Consider the following 23,697-nt stretch of genomic DNA (forward strand, 5'->3'; position numbering starts at 1 on the left):
CGCCGAGCCATTGTATGGGCGTGATTGATTTTCGCCATGCCATGGTGCCCATACTGGACCTGCGCGATATATTCGGTTACACCGCGAAGTCCATTGATAAACAAACCGTAATGGTGGTGGTGTCAGTGGGGGAACCAGGTAATGAAATGCTGGTGGGGATAGTAGTAGACACAGTGTCAGATGTTATTGCGGTGTCACTTTCAGAGATCAAAAAATCGCCCAGGTTGGGCAACAATGTGAGCACTGAGTTTATGACCGGGATGTTTAAATATCAGGATAAAATTGTGGTGATGCTGTCGCTTGAATCCATCTTTGAAACCGAAAAATTTGATGATCTGAAAACCATAGTGCAACAGCAAACCGCCCTGGTCTGAGTGATTGCAATGCGAGTGATTGCCTGTGTAAATCAGAAAGGCGGTGTAGGGAAAACCACCATCTGTGCCAATTTAGCCTATGCTCTGAGTCAGAAGGGGAAACGGGTATTGGCCATTGATCTGGACCCGCAGGCACAACTTGGCCAATATTTTGGCCTGTTTCAAAATAACCGCGCAGGCATAGACCGGGTACTCAATGGCAAAAGTGAACTCACTGACGTGATCCAGACCCTGTCACCCGAACTGGGCTTTATTGCCGCAGGGCCTGGGTTGCAGAGACTGGAATCAACCCCAATGGGTAAAGGCCGGGGGCTGATATTGAAAAAGGCCTTAAAACGCAGCGTGCCGGATTGCGATCTGGTGTTGCTGGATTGTCCCCCCGCGTCGGGCTTTTTGGTGGTGAATGCGTTGGCTATGGCCACTGAGTTGCTGACCCCTGTCACGCCCGATTTTTTTGGTATGTCGGGGTTGTCTACCATGATGGCCACCATGCGAAATTTTGAACGCATGATTGGCAAATACCAAAAGCACTGGGTTGTGGTTAGCCGGTTACAGCAGGGGCGGCGATTAAGTGATGACGTACTGAGCAAGCTCAGGCGTTATTTTCCGGATGACCTGGTGCCTGTATGTATTGAAGAAAGTAGCGCCATTGCAACCAGTCCCAGCTATGGCAGGCCGGTACTTGCCTGGTCACCACACAGTAAAGCCAGTCGGGAGTTTTCCGAACTGGCAGACCTAATTCTCAACAGGTGAAGCGAATGACGGAAAAAAAAGAGACTCTTGCAGACGATAGTGAAGCCGAAATGGGGTTGGGCCATGACCCTCTGGAATGGTTGCAGGATGATGAAGAAGGGCAGACAGTGACGCCCACCGAATCAGAAAGTTTGTCCGCTCAGACACCTGAGTCAGCAAGCGATCCGGAACCAACGACTGCCAGCACCTATCAGATTGAAAACCAACTTTGCCGCCTGAAAGTCCCTGATAGGCTAACCATACACAGTATTGAAACTCTGTATGATGAATGGCGTTTGCTGTTCAGTAAGCTGCCCAATGCACTGCAGGTAGATGCCAGCGACACCCAGGATGCCGATGCTGCCGGCGTACAGTTGTTGTATAGCTTACTAAAACAACTGGCCTTTAAAGGTGTTGAGGTGAATGTTGTGGCGGTGCATCCCAAATTACAACAGTACTTTTACACCGCGGGTATGACAGATTTTTTTGCTCAGTATCAACATTCAGCATAAAGGTGAGTTGTGATAGCGCAAAAAGAATTCGGCTATAACCGGAAAATCTTTAATCGACTCAGGGAGCTGGCGAATAACTGGTCCGGTATCACGGTGACCGATGAAAAATACGATATGTACTATGCGCGCCTGACCAAGCGTCTGCGCTTTCATCGTCTCAACGATTTTAAAGACTACCTGAGCATGGTGGAAAAAGATGCACAGGAGTTTAAAGAATTTATCAATTGTATTACTACTAATGTGACTTCGTTTGGCCGTGAACAGCACCATTTTGACTACTTAAAGCAACACCTGGCGAGTTTATCGGTCAGTGAATTTAATATCTGGTCCGCAGGGTGTTCTTCGGGGGAGGAACCCTATTCTATTGTGCTCAATTTGATGCCAGTTTGTGAGCAAAAACACATTAAATTACATATCACGGCAACCGATCTGGATACCCGTGTTTTACAAACGGGGGCCGATGGTATTTACCCGTTAAAAGCGATCGAAAACTACGACCTGGCGGTGAAAAAAAAGTTCTTTCGCAAGGGCAAAGGAGTGAATTTAAATAAATGTCGGGTTAAGGAAAGATACCGTAATTTGATTGATTTTCAACAACTTAACCTGATGGATGAGTGGCAACTAAACCGAAAGTATGATGTTATTTTTTGTCGCAATGTGTTGATCTATTTCGACTTTCCAAAAAAACAACGCTTAGCACAAAAATATTGGGAGCACCTGACACCCGGCGGGCATTTGTTTTTGGGACACTCTGAAACACTGCATAAGATAAATGATGATTTTGACAGTGTCGGAAAAACGATCTATCGAAAACGAGGTTAACCATCATGACATTGCGCCATTACCCGGAGGTGCAGCCCTGTATGAAGGGCTTCGAGGCCATCAATCGCTACGTGGATAAGTCTGCCTCCCTGGTGGCCGCGAAGATCCTGCCCGGTGAATATTATGTAACCCGCAATGATGAAATGATCACCACTGTACTGGGTTCCTGTATTTCTGTGTGCATTTATGAGCAGACCACGGGACTCGGCGCCATGAACCATTTCATGTTGCCCAATTCCAACAGCAGTAATGATGCGGAAGACTTGATGAGTGAATCCTTCCGCTATGGCGATGTTGCCATGGAGCGCATGATCAACGATTTACTGCGCAACGGTGCCGATAAATCACAAATCGTGTTTAAGGCATTCGGCGGGGGGCAGATCATTAAACAAATGACATCAGTGGGTGAAAGAAATATAAAGTTTCTGCATAAATTTATGGTGATGGAAGGCTATAAACTGGCTGCTGCAGATTTAGGGGGGCCTCACCCCAGAAAAGTGAATTTTTTCCCAAAAACCGGCAAAGTGATGGTGAAAAAGCTGCAACATATGCACAATGACACCATTGCCATTCGTGAAACCAGATATAAAAGCCGTATCGATACCTCTCACATTGAAGTGGGTGAAATCGATTTGTTTGATTAAAAAATGCCGATGCACAAAGTAAAAGTACTCATCGTTGATGATTCGCAACTTATTCGTGATGTTTTAACCTGTTTGCTGTCGTCAGATGCCCGGATACAGGTTGTGGGTAGCGCTGAAGATCCCTACGATGCCAGACAGAAAATCAAACAGCTCAATCCCGATGTGATAACTCTGGATGTCGAGATGCCAAAAATGAATGGTATCGCGTTTCTCAAGAATCTGATGCGCCTTCGCCCGACACCGGTGGTTATGATTTCTACACTTACCTCAGAAGGTTCGCAAATTACTATGCAGGCGCTGGAGTCAGGTGCCATTGATTTTGTGGCGAAGCCCAACGATTTGTCGCGGATCATGGGGGAATATCAGCAAGAGATCATCAATAAAGTGCTGGCGGCTTCCAGTGTTTCTAAATCCACACTTGAAGCGATCAGTAAAAAGCTCAGTGGGCAATCCTCCGGTCACAAGCCGGCGATATCCCGGCAAGTCGAACCGCGCACCGGAGCAAGCGAATCAGAGCTCAGGCCCGCGAAAAAAATTATCGCCATTGGGGGGTCCACCGGTAGCCTGGAAGCGTTAAAGGAACTCCTGGTTCAGGTTCGATTTAGCGGTAAGGAGGCGGTGCTGGTGGCATTGCACTTACCGGGCAGATTCACAGAATCTTATGCCAACCGACTGAATGCCTTATTACCACTCACGGTCAAAGAAGCCCGGCATAATGAGCCAGTCTGTCAGGGGCATATTTATATTGCGCCAGGCGGCAAACATCTCGAAGTGCGCCAAAGCGCGGTGGGTTTTGACACGGTGGTACATGATAACGAGCCGGTAAATTTGCACCGACCCAGCGTCCAGGTTTTGTTTGATTCTGTTGCGAAGCAGGGAAACGGCAAGGCCATCGCGATCCTGCTGACAGGAATGGGCAAAGACGGCTCACAGGCACTGGCGCGTATTCGTGCAGCGGGGATGAGGACCTTTGTTCAGGACGAAGCGTCCAGCGTTGTGTGGGGTATGCCTGGTGCGGCAGTAAAAGAATTTAATGCAGTTGCAGACGAGGATATTCTGAATTTATCCGGATTAGCGGCCAAAGTGTCTGAACTGGGACATTGAACTAGCGACTGTATTGACTGTTCTGATTCCAGGCCCACTGTTTTGGCGTCTGCGGTAGTTTGTCTCTCAGCGAGATCAGTCTTATACCTTCTTCATCCAGGGCCTGTAATGCCGCCTGCAAATATTCCAGGGTCACCTTGTGCGGATGTGCGATGCCTACGGCAAAACCGTCTCTTTTAGCTTTGCGTAGCAGTCGACGAAATTGATAATCGATATGCTGAGTTTCCTGTACGTGATCCAGGAAAACATGGCGACGCACGGTCGGTACACCAAAGTCTTTCGCTATGTGTTCAGCCTTGCTGTAACGGGTGGTACGACTATCTAAAAAAAACAGATGACGGAAGTTTAGGAATTCCATGGTGGTCTGCATTGGTGCAGTGAGCTGCGTGAGTTTGCTGCCCATATGATTGTTGAAGCCAATGGCCTGTGGCACGGATTCAAAAGCTTCGGTTAGCCGTTGCCTTATCAGGCTTTCTGACATTTCTGAAGATATACCGCCTGGTCCCATGTTAAGGCCTGACAGTGCTTCCATGGGCATATGCACCAACACATCGCGCTGTTCACCGGCGGCGGTCAGGGCAAATTTCTTAGAGTGGGGCGTGTGCGGTAAAATGGCAAACGCCACTTGCTCCGGCAGATTGAAGGCAACACCATCAGTGTCGCTGTTACCCATGTCATCAATGATCAGGGCTATTTCAGCGGCGTGCAGGCTTTGTGGCTGTGCCAGCAGAGCAAGCAAAAACCAAACCGGCATGAATGGCTTGCGCCTGAGATCATTATGTTTACTGAGGATTTTGGGGAAAACACGGCTTCTGCCGTCTGCGGGTACAGCATTGGCCTGGTTGTTGAGTAAGACAAACGCTATATTCCTAAGCCGGAATATAGCGTTTAATAACTTAACATAGCAGCGCACGACTCGTTGAATCTTTCTCTGTTATTGTTATTAAAATTCGGGTCGATTAAATGAAAGCCGGTCATTAACAATACTATCATCGTAAAGAGAATGTCTGCTAATGAAGTTCGACTTCCTGCCGATACAAAATCTTGGTGTTATTTTTTTATTGCACGGCAACAGCACCATTATAAGAGCTCGGGATCGCCTGTCTACAAGAAAAACCATTTTATGACAGATTTTTTAACACAATGGGGCTGCTACAGGTATGAGTTTCAATACGCAGAGATAGTTTGCCAAAAAATTGATTAAATAAGCTGCTTATTTGGCGAAAACCCGTTACAGATCCAGCCAGTTGCTGGGGTTGATTGCCGCGCCTTTGTGGCGCAACTCAAAATACAGTCCGGCGCTTTGTTGACCGCCGCTTTGTCCCACTAATGCGATAGTTTCTCCCCCTTCTACCACATCACCAACCTGTTTTAACAGGGCCTGAGTGTGTCCGTACAGACTCATGTATCCGGCACCATGATCGATAACGGTTACCAGACCCATGCCTTTTAACCAGTCTGCAAAGATGACTTTACCCTGGTGAATGGCGCTCACCGGCCGGCCTTGCGGGGCTTCAAAAATCACGCCTTTCCAGCGTACCTGGCCCTGCCGGCGTTTGCCAAACAAACGCCGATATTTTCCGTTAACCGGTTTGATCAATTTACCTTTGGCACTGTTCAGGCCACTTAAGGCTATGTCTTTTCTGGCAGCCTCACGGGCCAGGGCTTCTGCAATGGCATTGCTGAGCTGTTGTTCGTTTATCTGCAGTTGTTCAATTTGTTCGGCGTCACTATTGATGGTTTTTTGAATTTCATTCAGGGCGATTTCACGACTGTTTTGCTGTTGTTTCAGCGCCTGTTGCTGCGCTTGCTGCTGAGCCTGAAGTTGCTCTATTTGGGTTTGTTTTTCCTGTAGTGCTGCAGCGGTTTTTTGCAGTTCTGCAATCAGTTGGGTAAAACTATCAATTTGCGCTTTGCGGGCATCATTCAGGTATTGGTAGTACACCAACATGCGTTCGAATTTTCCGGCACTCTCCTGATTGAGCAGTAGCTTGGTGTAATCGTGGTCACCGGCCAGATAGGCACTTTTTATCTGGTTGGCCAATAACCTCAGTTGGGTTTGCTTCTGCGCCGTCAGGGTATCGTGTTTGTTTTGCAATTGCCGCTGTTCTGCCTGAACGAGCTTTAACTCCTGAGCGCTGATAATGCTGGCTTTGGTGAGCTGCGATATTTCCAGTTCCGCATTTTTTAATTGTTGTTGCAGGCTCTCGGCGGTGCGCACTTTGGCATTGAGATTGGTTTGACGGGATTTGATTTCATCCTGAATGGATTTCAAATCGTCCTGGGTTTGCGCGCCAGCGTTCAGGCTGAGTGTTAACAACAGCAAAAGTGTCAGCAGTGACGGGAAAGCGTCAGAAAAGGACTGTTCTGGGCTTGTTTTTAACATTGAATGCGGAACACCTCTGGCGTCTGAACGTAAAATCTATATACTTTGCAGTCGTTTTAATTGTCACTGCTTAACTTTAAGGTTTTAGTCAGATTATGCAGCAGTTCGTTGAGTTTATCGGGAATCATCCAATGTTGGCAACAATTTGGGTGGTTTTGTTCCTTTGGTTGCTTTATAGCTTCATCAATAGTCATTTATCGCCGGTCAAAGAGTTGGGGACCCACGACGTTACTTTGTTGATGAATCGTTCTGAGGCTGTGGTGTTAGATATTCGCCAACCAGCTGAATTTAAAAAGGGCCATATTCTGGGTGCTAAAACCCTGACCCAGGAACAGGTCAACAAAGCCGATTTCAAATCCCTTGAAAAATATAAAAACACACCCATTATCGTGGTTTGCGCAATGGGAATGAGTGCCAGACGCACGGCTTCTCAGTTGTTGAAAAACGGGTTTTCTCAGGTATCGGTGTTGAAAGGCGGTATGAATACCTGGACCTCCGCAGGTTTACCGATTAAGAAGTAATAGCGTCATGGCAAAAGTAGAAATTTACACTAAGGCATATTGTCCTTATTGCTCGCGAGCAAAAGCATTGTTGGAACATAAGAATGTTGCTTTTGTGGAGTATAAAATTGATGCTCAACCAGAATTGCGGGACGAGATGATTGCGCGAGCAAACGGTGGTTATACCGTGCCTCAGATTTTCATCAATGAAAATCACGTAGGTGGTTGCGACGACATGATGGCCTTGGAGCGGCAAGGCAAATTAGATCCATTATTTTAAATATTTATTAGACAAGGCTTAGCTAACATGGCAGACGAAATCCAAACAGGTGCCGCTGAAGAAGCACCTCAGGCAAAAAATCCACAATTTCATATCCAGCGCATTTACTGCAAAGATATTTCTTTCGAAACACCGAATTCTCCGGCTATTTTCACTAAAGAGTGGAAGCCTGAAATGAAAGTCGATATGGACACCAAGTCGGTTAAACTGGAAGACAATAACTACGAAGTTGTGCTGACAATCACTTTGCAGGCCAAAGTTGAAGATCAAACAGCGTTTTTGGTCGAAGTTCAGCAGGCGGGTATTTTCCTGATTGGTGATGAGTTACCGGAGCCGCAAAAAGCTCACATGATCGGTGCTTTTTGCCCCAACACTTTGTTCCCCTATGCACGTGAAACGGTAGCGACTCTGATCAACAAAGGTACGTTCCCGGTATTCAATCTGCAGCCGGTTAACTTCGACGCTATCTTTGCACAGTACATGCAAAAGCGTGCTCAGCAAGCTCAGGCCGAACAGGCAGCGGCTGAAGCACCACTACAATAAGTACTCACACCATTATGGATGAGCAATCCATCACGGTTTTAGGGGCAGGGTCTTACGGCACTGCCCTTGCATTTTGCTTAAGTCGTAAACAGGTCCCGGTGTGGTTCTGGGGGCGCAATACCAGGCAAATGCAGGCGATGGCAAAAGATCGTCAGAACCAGACCTACCTCCCTGATTTTACGTTTCCCGACGCGCTGCATATTGAAACCGATTTGGCAACTGCGGTGGCGAAAAGTCGTGACATTTTGGTTGTTGTACCCAGTCATGCTTTTGCCGGTATGTTGCAGCAGCTCAAACCTGTTTTAAAGCCCGGACAACGCATTGTGTGGGCCACCAAAGGGTTGGAGCCTGAAACCGGACGTTTGCTGCAAGAGGTGGCCAGAGAAATTTTAGGCGCTGACGTACCGATTGCTGTTTTATCGGGGCCAACCTTTGCGAAGGAAATGGCCAAAGGCCTGCCAACGGCAATCACGCTGGCTTCTGAAGATAGCGATTTCATGTCGGATTTTGCGCAAAAGCTACACTGCGACAAATCCTTTCGGGTGTACAAGAGTACCGATTTTATCGGAGTGCAACTCGGTGGTGCAGTGAAAAATGTTATTGCCATTGGCGCCGGGCTATCCGATGGTATGGGATTTGGAGCCAATGCGCGAACGGCATTGATTACCCGTGGGCTGGCGGAATTAAGCCGTCTGGGAGCCAGTCTGGGCGCCAATCCTCAAACCTTTATGGGTATGGCTGGCCTGGGAGATCTGGTGCTCACCTGTACCGACAACCAATCCCGCAACCGACGTTTTGGCCTAGCCCTGGGGGAAGGCAAAAGTGTCGAGCAAGCCATGGCTGATATTGGTCAGGTGGTAGAAGGTTACCGCAATACTAAAGAAGTCTATATCTTAGCGGAACGTCTGGGCGTCGAAGTGCCGATTACCGAACAAATCTATGCCATTCTTTACCAGGGTAAGTCCGTACGGGACGCCGCCGCGGCACTGCTGGGCCGCGAAATCAAATTCGAATAAATATCAGAGGGTCAAGGATTCTGGCCCTCTGGTCTATTTAGCGTTGACGAATCCCAGTTGCCGCCAACTTTCATAAACAAACACAGATACTGCATTGGACAGGTTCATGCTGCGGCTGCCTGCCACCATGGGAATACGTAAGCGTTGTTCTTCCGCCAAGGAAAATATCAAATCTTCGGGTAATCCCCGGGTTTCCGGACCAAACAACAGACAATCACCTTGCTGATATTGCACATCGGTAAAAAAGCGCGTGCCTTTGGTTGTGCAGGCGTACATGTTCGCGGGTTGACGTTGATCGATATAGCTTTGTAAATCTGGCCATTTCTCCACGTTGGCAAATTCGTGGTAATCCAGGCCGGCCCGACGTACTTTTTTATCGTCCCAGTCAAAACCAAGTGGTTCTATGAGGTGCAGAGAAAATCCGGTGTTGGCGCACAGGCGAACAATGTTACCGGTATTAGGGGGAATTTCGGGTTGATACAATACGATATCTAACATGGCTAATCCTTGCTGGCAAAAAAGCTGAGAATTTCAGCCATGGCCTGGTCGCGGTATTGGTCTGCTTCTAACAGCAGTTCGTGTTTTGCCTCAGCCACCACCTTAAGCTGACAATCTGGCATCTGTGCACATACCCGCTGCTGTGCCTCATTGTCCACAATGGTGTCGCCGCCGGATTGCAACAATAAGGTCGGGGTTGTTATCTGTCTGGCATTGGCTTCGACGGTGTTCATGGCCCATAAAGCGGCCTTTAACCAGCCACCGGTGATGCCCCCCAGTGCTGCGTCCACCACTTCGAAGGCGTGTTCACTTTGTTCGAATCTGACTTTGCTATGGGTAACGCTGTTGCCTGCAAAGGCTTCGTGTTGTTTATCGCCCTGGCCGGGAAAATACCAGGGTTCATCCGAAAAGACACCGTTGAAAAAGCCGTGCGTATTGAGGATACCCTTTGCCAGCCACTGCGGAATGGGGGCATTGATGCCAAACATGGGAGACGAGAAAACCACCTTATCGAAGGTGTCGGGGTGATTCATCAGGTACAGCGCGCCGATAGCGCACCCCATGGAATGACATAAAAAGTGTGGCTTTTGTGGGCTGTTGGGCAGTACCTCTTGTGTAATAAAGGTTTTTAAATCAGCCACGTAATAACTGAAGTCCTCGACATGCCCTTTGTCCGGGTTACCGGCGAGGCGACCGGACTGACCCTGACCACGGTGATCCAGGGTGAAAGCGGAATAGCCGTTTTGGTAGAAATCATAAAAGACTTCTTTGTATTTAACGCTGCCTTCGGTTCTGCCGGAAGACAATACAATGGTACCTTTGCTCTGTGGGTGAATCAGCCAGGCGGTGTGAATCCTGACATTTTCCTGGCCATTGAACTGACCTTTTTGTACCTGGTTTTGCCAGAAAGGGTCGATAGTGGTGGCGTATTTTTCAGGAAGTTCCGATTCCTGGGTAAGCGAGATATTGTTTGCCAGAGTGATATTTGCCATAAGTAATAAAGAAAAACCGGATACAAGTTCCAAAAAGCGGATACTAACTTTCTTGGATAGGAATGCTAATCGCAACGCTTAATCCACCCTTGTCGTTGTTTGTTGCCTTAATGCTGCCATTATGCGCGTTTATCGCCTGTGTGGCTATGGCTAAGCCTAACCCGGTGCCGCCGGATTCCCGGTTTCGCGCAAAAGACACCCGATAAAATGGCGTAAACAGCTTGCTGAGTTCCTGCTGCGGGACACCACAACCATCGTCTGAAATCCGAATTATCAGCTGTTGCTGGTCAACTGAGGCTGATATCGTTATTCGCTGTTGCGCATATTTGATGCTGTTGCGCAGGATATTTTCTACGGCACTGCCCAGCAAGGTTGACTCCACAAACAGACTAAAAGGTTCAGGAAAATCAGTATCAATTGATTTGCCATGACTTTTTGCCTCATAGCGGGCGTCGTCGATAATTCCCTCAATACAGCCGGGAAAGCATTCTTTGTGCTTGTGGACTTCAAACGCTTTGCTCTCCAGTCGGGAAAGCTGCAGAACATTACCTATCATGGTGTCGATCTGATGAGCCTCTTTTTCAATGCGCTCCAGCAATTGCAAGTGAATGGGGTTGTTTTCCGTGGTTTCGGATGAGGGCTGTGTTTCCAGATTTTGCTGCGCGATGCCGATGGCAAGTTGCAGGCGCGCCAGCGGAGAGCGCAGTTCATGAGAGATATCCGCCAGCAATCGTTTTTGATTTTCCAGCAATTCATTGAGCTTGACTGACATGGTTTGAAAATCATGGCTTAGCTCGCCAATCTCGTCTTTTCTGCTGGTATTGTGAGTGGTACCGGCTTGCAGATTACCTTTAGCCATTTCCTGAGTCGCATCCCTCAATTCCTTGATAGGCCGGGTAAACGACCAGGCCAGTGCAAAACACAACAGACCACTGATACTCAGCGCTATCAGAGCAAACAAGTCTGTGCGGTGCTGGAGCATGGGGAAGCGGATCATGCGGCCATTAAAAATTGAATATTGTTTACCGGCCACCTCAACATTAACCGGACCAAAAAATAGCCGGTCCGCTGCCATAAAACCATAGGCGGTTTCTGCCGAAGCCAGATTGATGAAGCGTCTTTCAAATGGGGCTGGCATTCTGGGAGCGTCGTGGAAAACCCGGTCCTGCTCAACATCCAGAATTACCACGTCACTGTCGAAGCGGGTGCTGAGCATTCTGACCAGTCGAGACATTTTTCGCGAATTATGAAACACCCCAGCCTCAACCTTGCGACGAAATTCAATGGCGATCTGCTCCAGTTTTTGCTGCTCATCAGCAGGAATGGTTTGTAGCTCAGGCCCTTTAATAATCTGCCTTACAGTGATGGCGGTACAGACAATCATCACCACCGTTGTCAGCCAAAACCACAGGAACAGGCGGCCGAAAATACTGTTAAGAGGATTGAGTTTGTTTAGATAGCGGCTGTTCAATTGGCGCTCCCCAGTAAGATATAGCCAGAGCCGCGCACGGTTTTAATACGCTCTTTATCCGCAATGTTATTCAGTTTTTTGCGAAGGTTACTGACATGCATGTCGATACTGCGATCATAACTGGCCAATGGTCGGCCCAGTACCTTCTTGCTGATGTCCTGTTTGCTGACCAAATTTCCACAGTTCATCATCAGTAAATGCAAAATAGAAAACTCGGTAGAAGTGACTTCGATTTCCTGCTCCGCGCAATGTACAGAGCGACAAACCGGTTGAATTTTTACATCGCCAATAGTGATAGGTTGATGAGTGCTGTGACTGGGTACAAACTCCATTCGCCGGATGATGGCTTTAATACGGGCGGACAGTTCCCGGTGATTAAAGGGCTTTGGCATATAATCATCAGCCCCTAATTCCAGTCCAAAAATGCGATCAAAATCGTCGCCTTTGGCGGTTAACATCATGATGGGGGTCAGGTGGCTAATGCGAATTTTCTTGAGCACCTCGAAACCGTCCAGTTCCGGCAACATGACATCCAGTAAGATCAGATCATAATGTTCGCCACTGGTGGCCATTTGCACCCCGGTGGGACCATCGTGAGCACACTGTATCTGGTAGCCCTGCGGTGATAAGTACTCACACAATAAGCTGGTGAGTTCTTTATCATCGTCGATAATTAATAACGATTTTGCCGTCATGTCGATTCTTTACCTTGTAACAAGCCGTGTCATCATTCACGAACATTTGGGTTAATTTAGCAGTTTCTGTGACCCTGTGTAACAGGGATAGTTTAACTCTTTACCAAACCTTTACATTGGCTATACGTTCCTTTATCTGTGTTGTGCCAGACTAAAATCGTTGTTTACCAAGAGGGCAATGTAATGACATTAAGAAAATTTGTAACCACTGTCGTGGGTGTTTCTGTACTGGCAACCGGTTTGGCGTTCGCCCATGAAAAAGGCGAGCATGATCGCCACGGACCGCGCAAAGAAATGCGCCAGTTCTTTAAGCAATTGGACTTGGAGCGCGAGCAGAAGCAAGCTATTCGCAGCGTAATGCACGACGCAAAAGATACCATGTCTCTGTATCGTGAAGATATGAAAAAGTTACAGGAGGAGGCGCTGAACCTGATTGATTCAGGCAACGTGACTCAGGAAAGCATCGCATCTTTGCTGGCTCAATACGAAACCACACTCACCGCGATGGCTGTGGCTAAAGCCGATAAGAAATATGCGGTGTATCAGGTGTTGACCGAAGCGCAAAGAGAAAAAGCGGAGGCACTGATGGCCGACAAGTCACCGCGTCGTGGCAAAGGTGATCCACAGACCCGGTTTGAACGTTTGGCAGATAAATTAGCGCTGAGTGACGAACAAAAGGCACAGGTTGAGCCTCTGTTAGAGCAGGCACAAGCCAGCAAAACGGCCCTGCGCGAGCAGGTGCAGGGGTTCCGTGAGGAACTGAAAAGCTGGATGCAGGAAGGCAGCTATTCCTCTGATAAGGTCAGTGCTTTGTTCAGTGCCTCTTTCCCGGAATTCCAGGCAAGCTTTTATGCCGTAGTGGCGGATCACCAGCAGGTGTATCAGTTACTGACGGAGGAGCAACAGGCTAAGTTGCAAAAAAGAGGCAGACACATGTTCCTGCCACGTATGATCTAGCAAGCGAGGCATTGACGCCGACATGTTGGCGTCAATGCCTTGTTGTTATCCCCTGACCTTAGGGGCTGTTCAGCTCAACGATGCTTTAAAATGGCTTTGGCCCGGCGCAACTGATTACCGGTAAAGTGCTGTTGTAACAATATATCCAGAGAATCTGCTGCGATAGTCTCCGACTTTGTCATATCTGCCCATTGCTGCGCCACATCATCAAGTTGTTGTTCAAAGGAAGCCTGCTGTTGCCATACAACAGCCAGTCGCTGTGCCGCTTCTGCACCAAATTGGTTTTCAGCTTCGATAAGACGGCTTTGCTGATCCGTATAGCGTTGTTTAATTTCTCTCAGATCCTGCATTGCCAGCGTGGGGGCGAACGCGTTTTTTTGAGCCTCAGGCAGGTTTCTTAACTGGGCTTCGATCTGTGCTTGTTTTTGGTCCCGGCTCAGATGCGGCGACAAGGCAATTTCCCTTCTGGCCAATGCCTGTTTATCCAGTTGCTGCTCTTCACCAAATAAAGCGCTAAATTCTTCATTGGTAAAATAAGCCCGCCGCAAGGATTCTAACTGATGCAACTGTTCGCGAATATTGGCAAGGGCAGAACCGGTGTGCAGACCGTCGGGTTCCAATGTCTGTAGCGCTACCTTGTATTCCAGATAGGTTTGCAGCAGTTTTAAAAAAGCGTCACATCCCGCTGCGTGTAATTGTTGTTGTATACAATGCTGTTGCGCGTAAGTCAGAATGGTGTCTGTATCAGTGCTGTCTGCACTCAGAATAATGTTGTCCAAGACATCCTTCATACCGGAAGTGAGTATAAAGTCGTTGTCTTCCGACGGAATCACTGCGACTTCAGCCGCTGGTACGGCATCTTCGTTGGCAAGTTCTTTTGCTGCTGGCGCAGATTGCGAAGCCGGGTTTTGTAGCGCGCGATTCGCTGTTGGCGTTTCGGGTGTATCGGTCCACAGCAGCAGGGCAACAAGCCCTGCTCCGGCAACCGCTGTAAAAAGCAGTTTGCGCATCATTACAGGCCCAGTTGCTTCAGCAGGTTGCCCTGTTGCACAAATACTGACACCGGATCAGTTTCAAACAAATGGTGTATGCCAAAGGTTTGGTTGACTTCATCCAGGTGATTCATCTTGTAGTTGTCTTTCAATACGTAGCCCAGGTGAGAGCTACAGGAAGAGACCAGGCCGTCATTGCTTTCATTGAACGCCAGGCCAGTGAGTGCCAGGGCCGGATCGGCAATGTCAAACACGTTGGTGTAGGTAGAGCCACCACTCCATGAGAAATAATAAACACCGTTGCTGCCCACCAGATCACCATCGTTAGCACAGTAAGCAGAAGGCATACCTTCAGGGTAAGCGGCATTGAACTGCAAGGTTCTTTCTGTGGTCAGTGCTTCCAGCGCGGCAATGGTATCTGTAGGTAATTCACCTGGATTAGAACCGGTAATTAACTCCAGAAAATTGCTAAAGCCATCAAAAATAGTTTTGGCGATACCTTCCAGGGCAGAGTCGGGTTCGATACCTGCCCGCACTAAATCGGCGACCGGACTCCCCCAGTTTACCCCGGCCACCGATGACGCTGAAGCCACCAATTCCGGTGCCACACTGGCCACATAACGTATGGTGGGCCCGCCATGACTATGACCAATCAGGTTGACTTTTTCAGCCCCGGTCACGGCCAGCACTTCCTGTACATAGGCGAGTAGTTGTTCGCCACGGACTTCGGTAGCGTTCGCCGGAGATACCGTTGCCACATAAACCCGTGCACCGTTGCGACTCAGGGCGTTGGGTACCTTGTAAAAGTAATCTACCCAAAGCAGATCGTCGAAGCCAAACAAACCATGCACCAGCACGATGGGGTATTTGGTTTTTGCATAGGTGCCAGCATAGCTGGATGGGGTAACCATGAGTAAGTTGCTGAGTAGGAGTACAGCGAGTATTAGCTTTTTCATTGTGATGTTCCTGGTAGTTATTGATTTTGAAACAGGTAGGATGTCCAACCAGTTGTAAATGATTGGTTAATAAAATGTAAAGATCAATAGCTCAACTTTTGTGCAGGTGAATTGCCTTGCATTAAGCGCAGCCAGGATGCAGATTTGAAGGACACAGGTTCACCGGCAAAAAGCCTGTTAACTGAGTGGTTTCGCGGGTTGCGGGTAGTTGCCGGAATCAATGTGGAGAGGTTATTTATTTGACCTATTGTGGTTATAAATTGTACTTATTTTGGTGGGTTACCGGAAAAATACCCGGTTGCGATAAATTTGAGCTTGTGGATTTTAGTTCTAAAATTGATCTGAGCTTCAGGAGAAAACAATGGAACAGGCAGAAAAACAAATTGGTGCGATAGAATGGCGCGATCTGACGGTGCAAGATGCGGAGTCATTGAAAGGTTTTTACGAATCCGTCGTGGGCTGGAAAAGTGGCGCAGTATCAATGGGAGATTACCAGGATTACACCATGGATTTGCCCGAAACCGGTGAAACCGTAGCTGGTGTGTGTCACGCAAGAGGTTGCAATCTTGGATTACCGCCGCAATGGCTAATGTATGTGCGGGTAAGAAACGTGCATGACAGTATCGCCGCCAGCGAAAAGCTGGGAGGAAAATTATTGTATGGGCCAAAAGGCATGGGCGATGATGAATTTTGCGTTGTTCAGGACCCTGCAGGTGCGGTTATCGGGCTGATCTCAGAGGTAAACAAGGCCTGAAAGCAAATCCTGGCTAAGGTATCAGGCTCTGCGTAACACGGGCCTGGCCCTCACAATAGTCGATACTGGCTAATGCCCCATTTATAAGCGTCATGTTGGGGGGATAGTGGCTGATATCGGCATCAAGCAGTACCGGAAAGTCTTTGTCGATAAAAAAATCACGGACAATCTGGTGATAGTCTAACTCGCCATTTGCGTCTTGTGGGCCGGTACTGCGTCCCAGAAGCAGTCCATTCAGGTGCTTAAATACACCGCGCATCTCCAGGCTGAGTAACGCGCGCTTTAAAGCCTTGGGCGACATTTCAACATTCTCTAAAAACAAAATCACGCCATCCAGCTGGTAGCGTGTTTTAAAACCCGCAAAATCGAGGTACGGATTCTCAAACAGGTTTACCAGGGTATCCAGACATCCACCAAACAACCGGCCTCGTAACTGTAAGCTGTCGTCAGTATCGCTGCCTTTACTTAGTTTCTGCCAACGAGAGGGCTGGCTTAAATCAAAACGACAATAGGGATCGCGCTTCCAGTCCGGAAATGTGTTCTGATAGTGGCTGGCACTTTGTTGTTCAAAACTACTCATCTCATCACAGCTCAGATGTTGCAGAATGCGCCCGGTGAAGGGATCCGGTTGTCGGGGCAGCATTTCCATCAGGCAGGCACTGTGCACCGTCGCAAAGTCGCTGCTTGCAGTAAGTGCACAGGTAATGGTGGAGACATCGGAATAGCCAAGTATCCATTTTGGCGGCAGGGTTTTGAGTTTTTCAAAATCCAGTAACGGCAACAATTCGGTGGCCAGTTCGCCACCAAATGGCGGAATAACTGCCGCAATGTCCGGATCGGATAAAAACTGCATTAGCTCTGCTGCCCGGGTTTCAGCATCAGCACTGACATAACCAATATTGGAGCGCAGGCACTGACCTTCGATGATGTTGTAGCCTTGTCGGCGCAAATTATTCAGGATGAAATCCAGACGGGGATGCAGTGCGGCATCGACACCGGAAGATATCGCGGTTATCGCGATCGTGGCATTTGGGAGTAATGGTTTAGGGTAGCGCATGGTGAAACAGGGAGCCTTTTAATAGCCTTTTATGCAGCCTTTTTGTATGTGCATAGTTATGTTCTACGTTATGACTCAAAGTTCAGTTGACTGTCATTTCAATATTGCGTCGCAAACCCGTATAATAGCGCAAAATTTAGTTGCATCATCAGCATTTACGTCTGCATAAGCCCTATATGAAATATAAAGATCTGAGAGAATTTATTCAACAGTTAGAAGAGGTTGGTGAGTTAAATCGCGTTACCGTGCCGGTCAGCACTGAGCTGGAAATGACCGAAATCGCCGATCGCACTTTGCGTGCCGGAGGGCCGGCTATTTTATTCGAAAATGTGCAACATCCACATAATCCCGATGGCGTAAATATGCCTGTGTTAGCCAATCTGTTTGGCACGCCAAAACGGGTTGCCATGGGAATGGGTCAGGACGATGTAGCAGCGCTCAGAGAGGTAGGGGAGTTGTTGGCATTTCTGAAAGAGCCTGAGCCACCGAAAGGTCTGAAAGATTTATGGCAAAAAGTCCCGGTCTTTAAGCAGGTGCTCAATATGCCTGCCAGAGAAGTGAAAAAGGCACCCTGTCAGCAGCATGTGTTATCCGGCGAACAAGTGGATTTAAATAAAATACCGGTACAGCGTTGCTGGCCGGGTGATGTTGCGCCTTTGATCACCTGGGGGCTTACGGTGACCCGCGGCCCAAATAAAAATCGTCAAAATTTGGGTATTTACCGCCAACAAGTGATTGCCAAAAATAAAGTTATTATGCGCTGGTTGTCGCATCGCGGCGGTGCTTTGGATTTTAAAGAGTGGTGCCAGCAACATCCCGGTGAGAAGTTTCCGGTGGCAGTCGCTCTGGGGGCTGATCCGGCGACCATACTGGGTGCCGTAACTCCCGTACCGGATACCTTATCTGAATACGCCTTTGCAGGACTGTTACGGGGGGATAAAACCGATATCACCGCTTGTATCAGCAATGATTTGCAGGTGCCTGCCAGTGCAGAAATTGTCCTTGAAGGTTATATCGACCCGGAGGAAATGGCCCCGGAAGGGCCGTATGGCGATCATACCGGCTATTACAACGAGGTAGAGAGTTTTCCGGTATTTACCGTGACCCACATCACCCACCGCGATAATCCTATTTATCATTCCACCTACACCGGCAGACCACCGGATGAGCCGGCAATACTGGGGGTGGCACTGAATGAGGTGTTTGTGCCGATCTTAAAACGGCAGTTTCCTGAAATCGTGGATTTTTACCTGCCACCGGAAGGTTGTTCATATCGCCTCGCCGTAGTCACTATGAAAAAACAATATCCCGGTCACGCTAAGCGGGTGATGATGGGGATCTGGTCTTTCCTGCGCCAGTTTATGTATACCAAGTTTGTGATCGTGTGTGATGATGATGTCAACGCCCGCGACTGGCAGGATGTTATCTGGGCCATGACGACGCGCATGGACCCCGCCAGAGATACCGTAATGATTGAAAATACCCCCATTGATTATCTGGATTTTGCGTCACCGGTTTCCGGACTGGGCTCAAAAATGGGACTGGACGCCACCAATAAACTGCCTGGTGAAACAGATCGGGAATGGGGTACACCGATAGTGATGGATGAGGCAGTTAAGGCCAAAATTGATGCCATGTGGCAAGATTTAGGATTAGAGTAAACAACGTGAACAGAGGCACAGAGAACGCAATGAGTATAATTCGGGTAAAAGTGGCTGAAATGCAGTCGGTTTCAGCATTTGTGTATAAGGTGATCCTGAAAAGCGATACCCAGTTACCTGAATTTAGCGCAGGTCAGTATTTGCAGGTGATAATGTCCGACGAAGACAAGCGCCCCTTTTCTATTGCTAATCCACCCTATGAAAAAGATTTTCTGGAGCTGCATATTGGTGCGTCAGAGCACAACCCTTATGCAATGCAGGTGATCGAGCGTTTACAGGCGGAAGGCGAAATTGACGTTGAGCTTCCCTGTGGCAATGCGGTGATACAGAACGATGCTGAAAATTCTATTCTGATTGCGGGGGGCACGGGCTATTCCTACACCCGCAGTTTGCTGTTACAAAAATTGCACGCCAATAAAGGCGCAAAAGTCAGTCTTTATTGGGGCGCAAAGACCCCCGCCGATCTGTACGAAATGGATTATCTACTGGCCCTGCAACAGGCCCACAGTGACTTTAAATTTGTGCCGGTGATCGAAACTCCGCTATCTGGTTGGAATGGCAGAACCGGACTGGTACACAAAGCGGTACTGGCGGATTTTAACTTTCTGGATGGCCAGCATGTGTACGTAGCTGGTCGCTTTGAAATGGCCAAAGTAGTCAGAGATGAATTTCTGCCTAAGGGTATTCAGCCAGACCAGTTAATTGGCGACGCCTTTGCTTTTATTAATTAATGGCAATGGTATTAGGCGGGCTTTAGAGAAATTGAATACAAAAAGCGTGTAAGAGACCGCTTTTTGTATGGCTTTGCGGGCTATTTTAGCCTTATTAGCGGCAGTAAAGTCGATATTTGTTTGTCAGGTGTCTGCACAATGTGTGCTTTTTCCCGGTTTTGTGGTCCGATGACATCTGATTCCCTGCCTGACTTTGGCGGCCATTTTTCGCGTCTTGCCTGGCCAACAGAAGTTATTCGTTAAAGATTAATTATTGCCGGGTGCTGGTTGAGGTGGTTTTTTGCCGCTGTCGTCTGAAATAAACAGCTAACTTGCGCTCCTGTTACGATTGTTAGTGGGCTTTTTTGTCCTCCTGGTGACAAAATAACCACAGCTATTCAGCGTTTTTTCAGGTTCATTATTTCAGGGGTTCTGTTTTGGCATCAGATGGGGGGCTATTGCCTTTCTGCGGCCACTGGTTTGCGGGAAATAGTGACGTTCCAGATAATTTAACACCCGTTCTTCGTGTTCACCTAACGGCCATAATCCCTGTTCCTTTTGCATCCAGCGGATGGTCTTCAGCCAGCCATCTCTGGTCATGCGGTTTTGCGTGATCAGTGAGCCGGAATGACAGGCTGTGCAGTGGGCAATTACGTAAGGTAAATCCGGATCTTCCGCCAGTTTAAAGGTAGTGCCCTGTGACCAACCTGAAGCACAAAATAACAGCAGCAACAACGCAGCCCAAACCCGGCGCATTCGCCGGTTTTTTAACAGAAAAATCATATCAGATAACCTGCACCGCAATACGATGAGTGGCATTGTTCAGGTAGCCCTTGGGATTCCAACCTGGCAGAACCATGGGTTGCGAAACACCGGTATCGTCAGTGGCCTTAGCCCAAATTTCGTAATAACCGGGTTTGGGGAAGCGTAGTTTGTGTTGCCAGTGTTGCCAGGCATTTTTATTGACCGGCGATGACAACGGCGCATTCAACCAGGTTTGACCAAAATCAATTGACAGTTGCATCCGGGTGACCTTTTTATCTCCAGCCCAGGCGTGGCCCCTTACCAGCATCGGCTCGGTTAGTGCTTGCGAGACACCAGATTTGGGAAAGGTGATCAGGGATTTCACTGGCATGGCTTCGATGATACACATCTGAGTCTCATCCACGGTGCTGCCTGGTGCCACCGGATTGCAGGGAACGCGATATGCCGTACCTGTCATTTTGGCGCCGTCATGTATCTGATTTCTCACCGCGATCTTTTGCAGCCATTTGCCCGATGTGCTGGCTGGCCAACCGCCAAAAACCAGTCTGAGCGGGAAGCCGTTCAATAATGGCAATGGTTCGTCGTTCATTGCCCAGGCGATTAGCGCTTCGTCTTCCAGCGCTTTGTGGATAGGGACCCCACGGGAAATCGGAAATTTTCCCGGATCGCCCGATAAGTGCTTATCTGCTCCATAGTAGCCAATGTAAACAGCATCAGGTTTAATGCCACTGGCCTGTAAAACATCTTTGAGCCTTACTCCGGTCCATTTAGGACAACCAACAGCCCCCGTAGTCCACTGGTTTCCCTTTGCCGGAGGGTTAAACTCGGCGCGGCCATTGCCCCCACATTCGATGGTTAACTGATAACTATAGTGCTTAAAATTGTCTTTTAGCTGCTGAATTGTCCAGCTTTTTTCCTGTTCAACCGATTCACCTGAGATGGTCAGGGTCCAGTTGTCACTGTCTGGTGCCTCGGGCGGAATACCATTGTTGCGGACAAACAGTCTTGACGCCGGTGTAACCTTATCATCCAGCAGGTGGGCCGGCGTTTCCGCATTCAGCGGCCGATCGTTGAGTACCACAAGGCCGGGATCTTTACCGGCAATGGTGTTGGTTTCGGCCAATGCAACGGGCAAAAGTCCTGGGGGCAGATATTTGTGAAACACGATCTCAGTGCCCAATAGCGCACTGAATGCGCCGGATTGAAGTAAAAAACGGCGTCTGGACAGGTGATTTTTAGCCGGCATAATAGCAACCTTCTTGTTTAAAAATATATCAACCAGCCGAGAATAATCACTGCAATCCAGGCGGTTTCAGCCACCATCAAAATAATGGGCTTTATGCCAACTTTGGTAAGCTGTCCCAGGTTGGATTTCATCCCTATTGCCGCAATAGCAACCACCAGGGCAAAGCGGCTTATTTCCGTGGCTGTTGAGGTGATGGCTTCAGGGATCGACACCAGGCTGTTGATTAACATTAGCACGATAAAGGCCACTAAAAATCCCGGAAGTCCTGGGGTTTTACCATTTTGTACAGCATTGGATTTATTGGCCTTAAGCACCAGTAAAAAACACAGAACCACCGGCATTAAAAAAGCCACACGCACCAACTTCGTCAAGGTGGCCAAATCTCCGGTTTGCTCGGAAACTGAATATCCAGCCCCCACCACCTGAGCGACGTCGTGAATGGTGCCACCTAAAAAGATACTGGTTTGCGTTTCGTCCAGGCCCAGGTATGTAGCAATAATGGGGTAGGCTACCATGGCGATGGTAGACAAAGAGGTAACGCCAATGACAGTTAACAGCGTGTCTCGTTCGCGGTTTTCGTCTTTGGGTAAAACCGCGGAAATAGCCATAGCTGCTGACGCGCCACATATGGCCACAGAACCGCCGGTTAACGCACCAAATCGGCTACTCAGGCGAAACACTTTAGCTAAAAAGATGCCAAACACAATGGTGGATGCCACCGCAATGATCAACAGCAGAGCGGTTTGCCACCCCAGAGAAATGACATCGTCAAAGGCGATACGCAATCCCAGCAAGGCGACACCGATACGCAACACGTGGCAGGTGGTAAATTCGATACCGGCTTTACATTGGGTGTCCTGGTAGAGAAAGGACATCGCTATCCCCAGAAGCAGGGCAAACAGCATTGCCGGTGCCCCGTAGTGTTCACTTAAGAATAATGCGGCCAGCCCGGTAATAATGGCCACAAAAATCCCGGGAGCAAGTTGCCGGGATTGTTGAACGAATTGCTCGAGTTGATACATGTCCTGTCCGTTGTTTTAAGCGGCTGCCAGTGCCACTAATACCTGGCGCTTTCTGTCGCCGGAATAGGGACGACGTCCATGCATAGCCATGTAGTTATCCACCAGAGCGACATCTCCATCCTGCCATTGTAAGTCATAGGTGAATCGATCTGCCAGACCGTTGACCAACTCCAGACCTTCTTTGGGAATGCGACTGCCATCGCCAAAAGTAATTGCACTGGCGGGATTTTCCCGGACCCCTTTCCAGCCCATGTAAGCGGCGATTAGCTGATTGAAAAAGGTTTTTACGCCGTTATCCAGCTGCATTACAGCCTGCATAACCGGAGTCGTTGCTACCAGACTGCCATCTTCCTGCCATTGCCAGCTATAACCCAGCTCCGCCAGTTTGGCCTCGGCGGCTTCTACTGAATCGACACTGAGGGTGCTCTTCCAGCTACGACCTTGCCCGGAATTAGCATCATCAGCGCCAGGCATACGGGTGGTGTATTTAACGCCTTTTTCTTCAAAGTCTTTGGCCAGTGTTGGCGCCTGTTTTTCCAGTTCAGTAAACAATGAGTCAGAGCGACACAGTGGAGTCGCGCCGCCGGTTTCGGCTGCTGACTGACAAAAGAAAAACAGTTTACTGGGATAAATCGGTGTTTGCGCCATTTCGTGATGCAAATAAATTTCTACATCTTTCGGCGCTTCATTGGCGGTAAAAACCCGCTCGGTAAAGTTTACCCTGACCGCGTTTGACAGCGATTCTTTGTAGGTAAAGTTGGCATAACCAAATGCGGCTGAAAAGGCATCAAAGGTTTCCGCTGAATTAATTGGAAAACCGCGAAACAGCAATGAACCCGCCGTTGCTAATTCGGATTCCAGCTCAGCCAGATTCTCTTTTACCCAGGCAATGCAGTCGTCAAGATTGGTAAATCCGGGTTTGTTTTCGACAATGGCCGGAAAGGTACTGTCACCTAGCTGTAATTGGCCGTCGATATGAGTTAATTCGATCTTTTTCACCTGCATCTC

27 protein-coding genes are annotated in these 23,697 nt (G+C 48.5%); 14 read left to right on the forward strand and 13 right to left on the reverse strand.

What is annotated here, in order from left to right; translation table 11 throughout:
- From LJ740_RS20770 to LJ740_RS20795, 6 genes are all read left to right on the forward strand, one after another.
- The coding region (locus LJ740_RS20770; RefSeq protein WP_229531052.1) for a chemotaxis protein CheW at positions 1-374 on the forward strand (374 nt) is incomplete at its 5' end.
- Positions 375-383: 9 nt separating this feature from the next.
- Positions 384-1,127 carry a ParA family protein gene (locus LJ740_RS20775; RefSeq protein ID WP_229531053.1) on the forward strand — a complete coding sequence of 248 codons (744 nt, stop codon included), beginning with the start codon at positions 384-386 and terminating at the stop codon, positions 1,125-1,127.
- A gap of 5 nt (positions 1,128-1,132) precedes the next feature.
- Positions 1,133-1,618, forward strand: coding sequence for an STAS domain-containing protein (locus LJ740_RS20780; RefSeq protein WP_229531054.1), 486 nt, complete (start codon positions 1,133-1,135; stop codon positions 1,616-1,618).
- 9 nt (positions 1,619-1,627) lie between these two features.
- Positions 1,628-2,440, forward strand: a complete 813-nt coding sequence (locus LJ740_RS20785; protein ID WP_229531055.1) for a CheR family methyltransferase — start codon at positions 1,628-1,630, stop codon at positions 2,438-2,440.
- Positions 2,441-2,445: 5 nt separating this feature from the next.
- Entirely contained in the window at positions 2,446-3,084 is a 639-nt protein-coding gene (gene cheD, locus LJ740_RS20790; RefSeq protein WP_229531056.1) for a chemoreceptor glutamine deamidase CheD, read from the forward strand.
- Positions 3,085-3,093: 9 nt separating this feature from the next.
- A complete protein-coding gene (locus LJ740_RS20795) occupies positions 3,094-4,188 on the forward strand; it encodes a protein-glutamate methylesterase/protein-glutamine glutaminase (protein ID WP_229531057.1) in 1,095 nt (364 codons plus the stop codon).
- A 1-nt stretch (position 4,189) separates the two neighbouring features.
- Here the strand turns inward: LJ740_RS20795 and LJ740_RS20800 are convergent, their stop codons facing one another.
- On the reverse strand, positions 4,190-4,942 hold the full coding sequence (locus LJ740_RS20800) for a divergent polysaccharide deacetylase family protein (protein WP_229531058.1): 753 nt from the start codon (positions 4,940-4,942) through the stop codon (positions 4,190-4,192).
- 477 nt (positions 4,943-5,419) lie between these two features.
- Entirely contained in the window at positions 5,420-6,574 is a 1,155-nt protein-coding gene (locus LJ740_RS20805; protein ID WP_229531059.1) for a murein hydrolase activator EnvC family protein, read from the reverse strand.
- A gap of 95 nt (positions 6,575-6,669) precedes the next feature.
- On the opposite strand from LJ740_RS20805, the gene LJ740_RS20810 reads away from it, so the two are divergent.
- From LJ740_RS20810 to gpsA, 4 genes are read left to right on the forward strand one after another with little or no spacing between them, the layout of a single operon-like run.
- Positions 6,670-7,095 carry a rhodanese-like domain-containing protein gene (locus LJ740_RS20810; protein WP_229531060.1) on the forward strand — a complete coding sequence of 142 codons (426 nt, stop codon included), beginning with the start codon at positions 6,670-6,672 and terminating at the stop codon, positions 7,093-7,095.
- Between the two features lie 7 nt (positions 7,096-7,102).
- On the forward strand, positions 7,103-7,354 hold the full coding sequence (grxC, locus tag LJ740_RS20815; RefSeq protein WP_229531061.1) for a glutaredoxin 3: 252 nt from the start codon (positions 7,103-7,105) through the stop codon (positions 7,352-7,354).
- A 27-nt stretch (positions 7,355-7,381) separates the two neighbouring features.
- Positions 7,382-7,897 carry a protein-export chaperone SecB gene (gene secB / locus LJ740_RS20820; RefSeq protein ID WP_229531062.1) on the forward strand — a complete coding sequence of 172 codons (516 nt, stop codon included), beginning with the start codon at positions 7,382-7,384 and terminating at the stop codon, positions 7,895-7,897.
- Between the two features lie 14 nt (positions 7,898-7,911).
- A complete protein-coding gene (gene gpsA / locus LJ740_RS20825) occupies positions 7,912-8,913 on the forward strand; it encodes an NAD(P)H-dependent glycerol-3-phosphate dehydrogenase (protein ID WP_229531063.1) in 1,002 nt (333 codons plus the stop codon).
- Between the two features lie 33 nt (positions 8,914-8,946).
- On the opposite strand, the gene trmL is transcribed toward gpsA, so the two are convergent.
- The 4 genes from trmL to LJ740_RS20845 are packed head-to-tail and all read right to left on the reverse strand — an operon-like array spanning position 8,947 to position 12,569.
- Complete coding sequence (gene trmL, locus LJ740_RS20830) at positions 8,947-9,411, reverse strand: tRNA (uridine(34)/cytosine(34)/5-carboxymethylaminomethyluridine(34)-2'-O)-methyltransferase TrmL (protein WP_229531064.1); 465 nt, start codon at positions 9,409-9,411, stop codon at positions 8,947-8,949.
- A 2-nt stretch (positions 9,412-9,413) separates the two neighbouring features.
- Positions 9,414-10,403 (reverse strand): alpha/beta fold hydrolase, encoded by a 990-nt coding sequence (locus LJ740_RS20835; protein WP_229531065.1) that lies wholly within the window; start codon positions 10,401-10,403, stop codon positions 9,414-9,416.
- Between the two features lie 43 nt (positions 10,404-10,446).
- Positions 10,447-11,874 (reverse strand): ATP-binding protein, encoded by a 1,428-nt coding sequence (locus tag LJ740_RS20840; protein WP_229531066.1) that lies wholly within the window; start codon positions 11,872-11,874, stop codon positions 10,447-10,449.
- Positions 11,871-12,569: a response regulator transcription factor gene (locus tag LJ740_RS20845; protein ID WP_229531067.1), complete on the reverse strand. Its 699-nt coding sequence runs from the start codon at positions 12,567-12,569 to the stop codon at positions 11,871-11,873. The genes LJ740_RS20840 and LJ740_RS20845 overlap by 4 nt, the downstream gene beginning before the upstream one ends.
- Before the next feature lie 183 nt (positions 12,570-12,752).
- On the opposite strand from LJ740_RS20845, the gene LJ740_RS20850 reads away from it, so the two are divergent.
- On the forward strand, positions 12,753-13,526 hold the full coding sequence (locus tag LJ740_RS20850; RefSeq protein WP_229531068.1) for a Spy/CpxP family protein refolding chaperone: 774 nt from the start codon (positions 12,753-12,755) through the stop codon (positions 13,524-13,526).
- Between the two features lie 74 nt (positions 13,527-13,600).
- On the opposite strand, the gene LJ740_RS20855 is transcribed toward LJ740_RS20850, so the two are convergent.
- Together LJ740_RS20855 and LJ740_RS20860 are read right to left on the reverse strand one after the other, a co-directional pair.
- On the reverse strand, positions 13,601-14,536 hold the full coding sequence (locus LJ740_RS20855; RefSeq protein WP_229531069.1) for a lipase chaperone family protein: 936 nt from the start codon (positions 14,534-14,536) through the stop codon (positions 13,601-13,603).
- A gap of 2 nt (positions 14,537-14,538) precedes the next feature.
- Positions 14,539-15,474 (reverse strand): lipase family alpha/beta hydrolase, encoded by a 936-nt coding sequence (locus LJ740_RS20860; RefSeq protein ID WP_229531070.1) that lies wholly within the window; start codon positions 15,472-15,474, stop codon positions 14,539-14,541.
- A 361-nt stretch (positions 15,475-15,835) separates the two neighbouring features.
- On the opposite strand from LJ740_RS20860, the gene LJ740_RS20865 reads away from it, so the two are divergent.
- The gene (locus LJ740_RS20865) at positions 15,836-16,228 is read left to right on the forward strand and encodes a VOC family protein (RefSeq protein ID WP_229531071.1); all 393 of its coding nucleotides are present in this window, start codon (positions 15,836-15,838) and stop codon (positions 16,226-16,228) included.
- Between the two features lie 13 nt (positions 16,229-16,241).
- Here LJ740_RS20865 and LJ740_RS20870 read toward each other — a convergent pair whose 3' ends face one another.
- The gene (locus LJ740_RS20870) at positions 16,242-17,285 is read right to left on the reverse strand and encodes a S66 family peptidase (RefSeq protein ID WP_229531072.1); all 1,044 of its coding nucleotides are present in this window, start codon (positions 17,283-17,285) and stop codon (positions 16,242-16,244) included.
- Between the two features lie 176 nt (positions 17,286-17,461).
- Here LJ740_RS20870 and ubiD point away from each other — a divergent pair, with 176 nt between their 5' ends.
- Both ubiD and fre read left to right on the forward strand, forming a co-directional pair.
- Positions 17,462-18,946, forward strand: a complete 1,485-nt coding sequence (gene ubiD / locus LJ740_RS20875; protein ID WP_229531073.1) for a 4-hydroxy-3-polyprenylbenzoate decarboxylase — start codon at positions 17,462-17,464, stop codon at positions 18,944-18,946.
- Between the two features lie 29 nt (positions 18,947-18,975).
- Positions 18,976-19,677: an NAD(P)H-flavin reductase gene (fre, locus tag LJ740_RS20880; protein ID WP_229531074.1), complete on the forward strand. Its 702-nt coding sequence runs from the start codon at positions 18,976-18,978 to the stop codon at positions 19,675-19,677.
- 402 nt (positions 19,678-20,079) lie between these two features.
- On the opposite strand, the gene LJ740_RS20885 is transcribed toward fre, so the two are convergent.
- From LJ740_RS20885 to LJ740_RS20900, 4 genes are read right to left on the reverse strand one after another with little or no spacing between them, the layout of a single operon-like run.
- Positions 20,080-20,439: a hypothetical protein gene (locus LJ740_RS20885; protein WP_229531075.1), complete on the reverse strand. Its 360-nt coding sequence runs from the start codon at positions 20,437-20,439 to the stop codon at positions 20,080-20,082.
- A gap of 1 nt (position 20,440) precedes the next feature.
- Entirely contained in the window at positions 20,441-21,667 is a 1,227-nt protein-coding gene (locus LJ740_RS20890; protein WP_229531076.1) for a sulfite oxidase, read from the reverse strand.
- Between the two features lie 17 nt (positions 21,668-21,684).
- A complete protein-coding gene (locus LJ740_RS20895) occupies positions 21,685-22,689 on the reverse strand; it encodes a YeiH family protein (protein WP_229531077.1) in 1,005 nt (334 codons plus the stop codon).
- A gap of 15 nt (positions 22,690-22,704) precedes the next feature.
- The gene (locus tag LJ740_RS20900) at positions 22,705-23,694 is read right to left on the reverse strand and encodes a TauD/TfdA family dioxygenase (RefSeq protein ID WP_229531078.1); all 990 of its coding nucleotides are present in this window, start codon (positions 23,692-23,694) and stop codon (positions 22,705-22,707) included.
- Positions 23,695-23,697 lie beyond the last annotated feature (3 nt).

Origin of the sequence: Planctobacterium marinum (assembly GCF_020687805.1) — a bacterium.
GTDB classification, from domain to species: domain Bacteria; phylum Pseudomonadota; class Gammaproteobacteria; order Enterobacterales; family Alteromonadaceae; genus Planctobacterium; species Planctobacterium marinum.

Bases quoted from the DNA above. Each gene is read 5' to 3' on its own strand.
- LJ740_RS20800 (WP_229531058.1), bottom strand. From the start codon at position 4,942: ATGCCGGTTTGGTTTTTGCTTGCTCTGCTGGCACAGCCACAAAGCCTG.
- LJ740_RS20805 (WP_229531059.1), bottom strand. From the start codon at position 6,574: ATGTTAAAAACAAGCCCAGAACAGTCCTTTTCTGACGCTTTCCCGTCA.
- LJ740_RS20780 (WP_229531054.1), top strand. From the start codon at position 1,133: ATGACGGAAAAAAAAGAGACTCTTGCAGACGATAGTGAAGCCGAAATG.
- grxC (WP_229531061.1), top strand. From the start codon at position 7,103: ATGGCAAAAGTAGAAATTTACACTAAGGCATATTGTCCTTATTGCTCG.
- LJ740_RS20890 (WP_229531076.1), bottom strand. From the start codon at position 21,667: ATGCCGGCTAAAAATCACCTGTCCAGACGCCGTTTTTTACTTCAATCC.
- LJ740_RS20850 (WP_229531068.1), top strand. From the start codon at position 12,753: ATGACATTAAGAAAATTTGTAACCACTGTCGTGGGTGTTTCTGTACTG.
- ubiD (WP_229531073.1), top strand. From the start codon at position 17,462: ATGAAATATAAAGATCTGAGAGAATTTATTCAACAGTTAGAAGAGGTT.
- LJ740_RS20775 (WP_229531053.1), top strand. From the start codon at position 384: ATGCGAGTGATTGCCTGTGTAAATCAGAAAGGCGGTGTAGGGAAAACC.
- LJ740_RS20795 (WP_229531057.1), top strand. From the start codon at position 3,094: ATGCACAAAGTAAAAGTACTCATCGTTGATGATTCGCAACTTATTCGT.
- secB (WP_229531062.1), top strand. From the start codon at position 7,382: ATGGCAGACGAAATCCAAACAGGTGCCGCTGAAGAAGCACCTCAGGCA.
- LJ740_RS20845 (WP_229531067.1), bottom strand. From the start codon at position 12,569: ATGACGGCAAAATCGTTATTAATTATCGACGATGATAAAGAACTCACC.
- LJ740_RS20895 (WP_229531077.1), bottom strand. From the start codon at position 22,689: ATGTATCAACTCGAGCAATTCGTTCAACAATCCCGGCAACTTGCTCCC.
- LJ740_RS20835 (WP_229531065.1), bottom strand. From the start codon at position 10,403: ATGGCAAATATCACTCTGGCAAACAATATCTCGCTTACCCAGGAATCG.
- LJ740_RS20870 (WP_229531072.1), bottom strand. From the start codon at position 17,285: ATGCGCTACCCTAAACCATTACTCCCAAATGCCACGATCGCGATAACC.
- LJ740_RS20900 (WP_229531078.1), bottom strand. From the start codon at position 23,694: ATGCAGGTGAAAAAGATCGAATTAACTCATATCGACGGCCAATTACAG.
- gpsA (WP_229531063.1), top strand. From the start codon at position 7,912: ATGGATGAGCAATCCATCACGGTTTTAGGGGCAGGGTCTTACGGCACT.
- LJ740_RS20860 (WP_229531070.1), bottom strand. From the start codon at position 15,474: ATGAAAAAGCTAATACTCGCTGTACTCCTACTCAGCAACTTACTCATG.
- fre (WP_229531074.1), top strand. From the start codon at position 18,976: ATGAGTATAATTCGGGTAAAAGTGGCTGAAATGCAGTCGGTTTCAGCA.
- trmL (WP_229531064.1), bottom strand. From the start codon at position 9,411: ATGTTAGATATCGTATTGTATCAACCCGAAATTCCCCCTAATACCGGT.
- LJ740_RS20810 (WP_229531060.1), top strand. From the start codon at position 6,670: ATGCAGCAGTTCGTTGAGTTTATCGGGAATCATCCAATGTTGGCAACA.
- LJ740_RS20885 (WP_229531075.1), bottom strand. From the start codon at position 20,439: ATGATTTTTCTGTTAAAAAACCGGCGAATGCGCCGGGTTTGGGCTGCG.
- LJ740_RS20855 (WP_229531069.1), bottom strand. From the start codon at position 14,536: ATGCGCAAACTGCTTTTTACAGCGGTTGCCGGAGCAGGGCTTGTTGCC.
- cheD (WP_229531056.1), top strand. From the start codon at position 2,446: ATGACATTGCGCCATTACCCGGAGGTGCAGCCCTGTATGAAGGGCTTC.
- LJ740_RS20865 (WP_229531071.1), top strand. From the start codon at position 15,836: ATGGAACAGGCAGAAAAACAAATTGGTGCGATAGAATGGCGCGATCTG.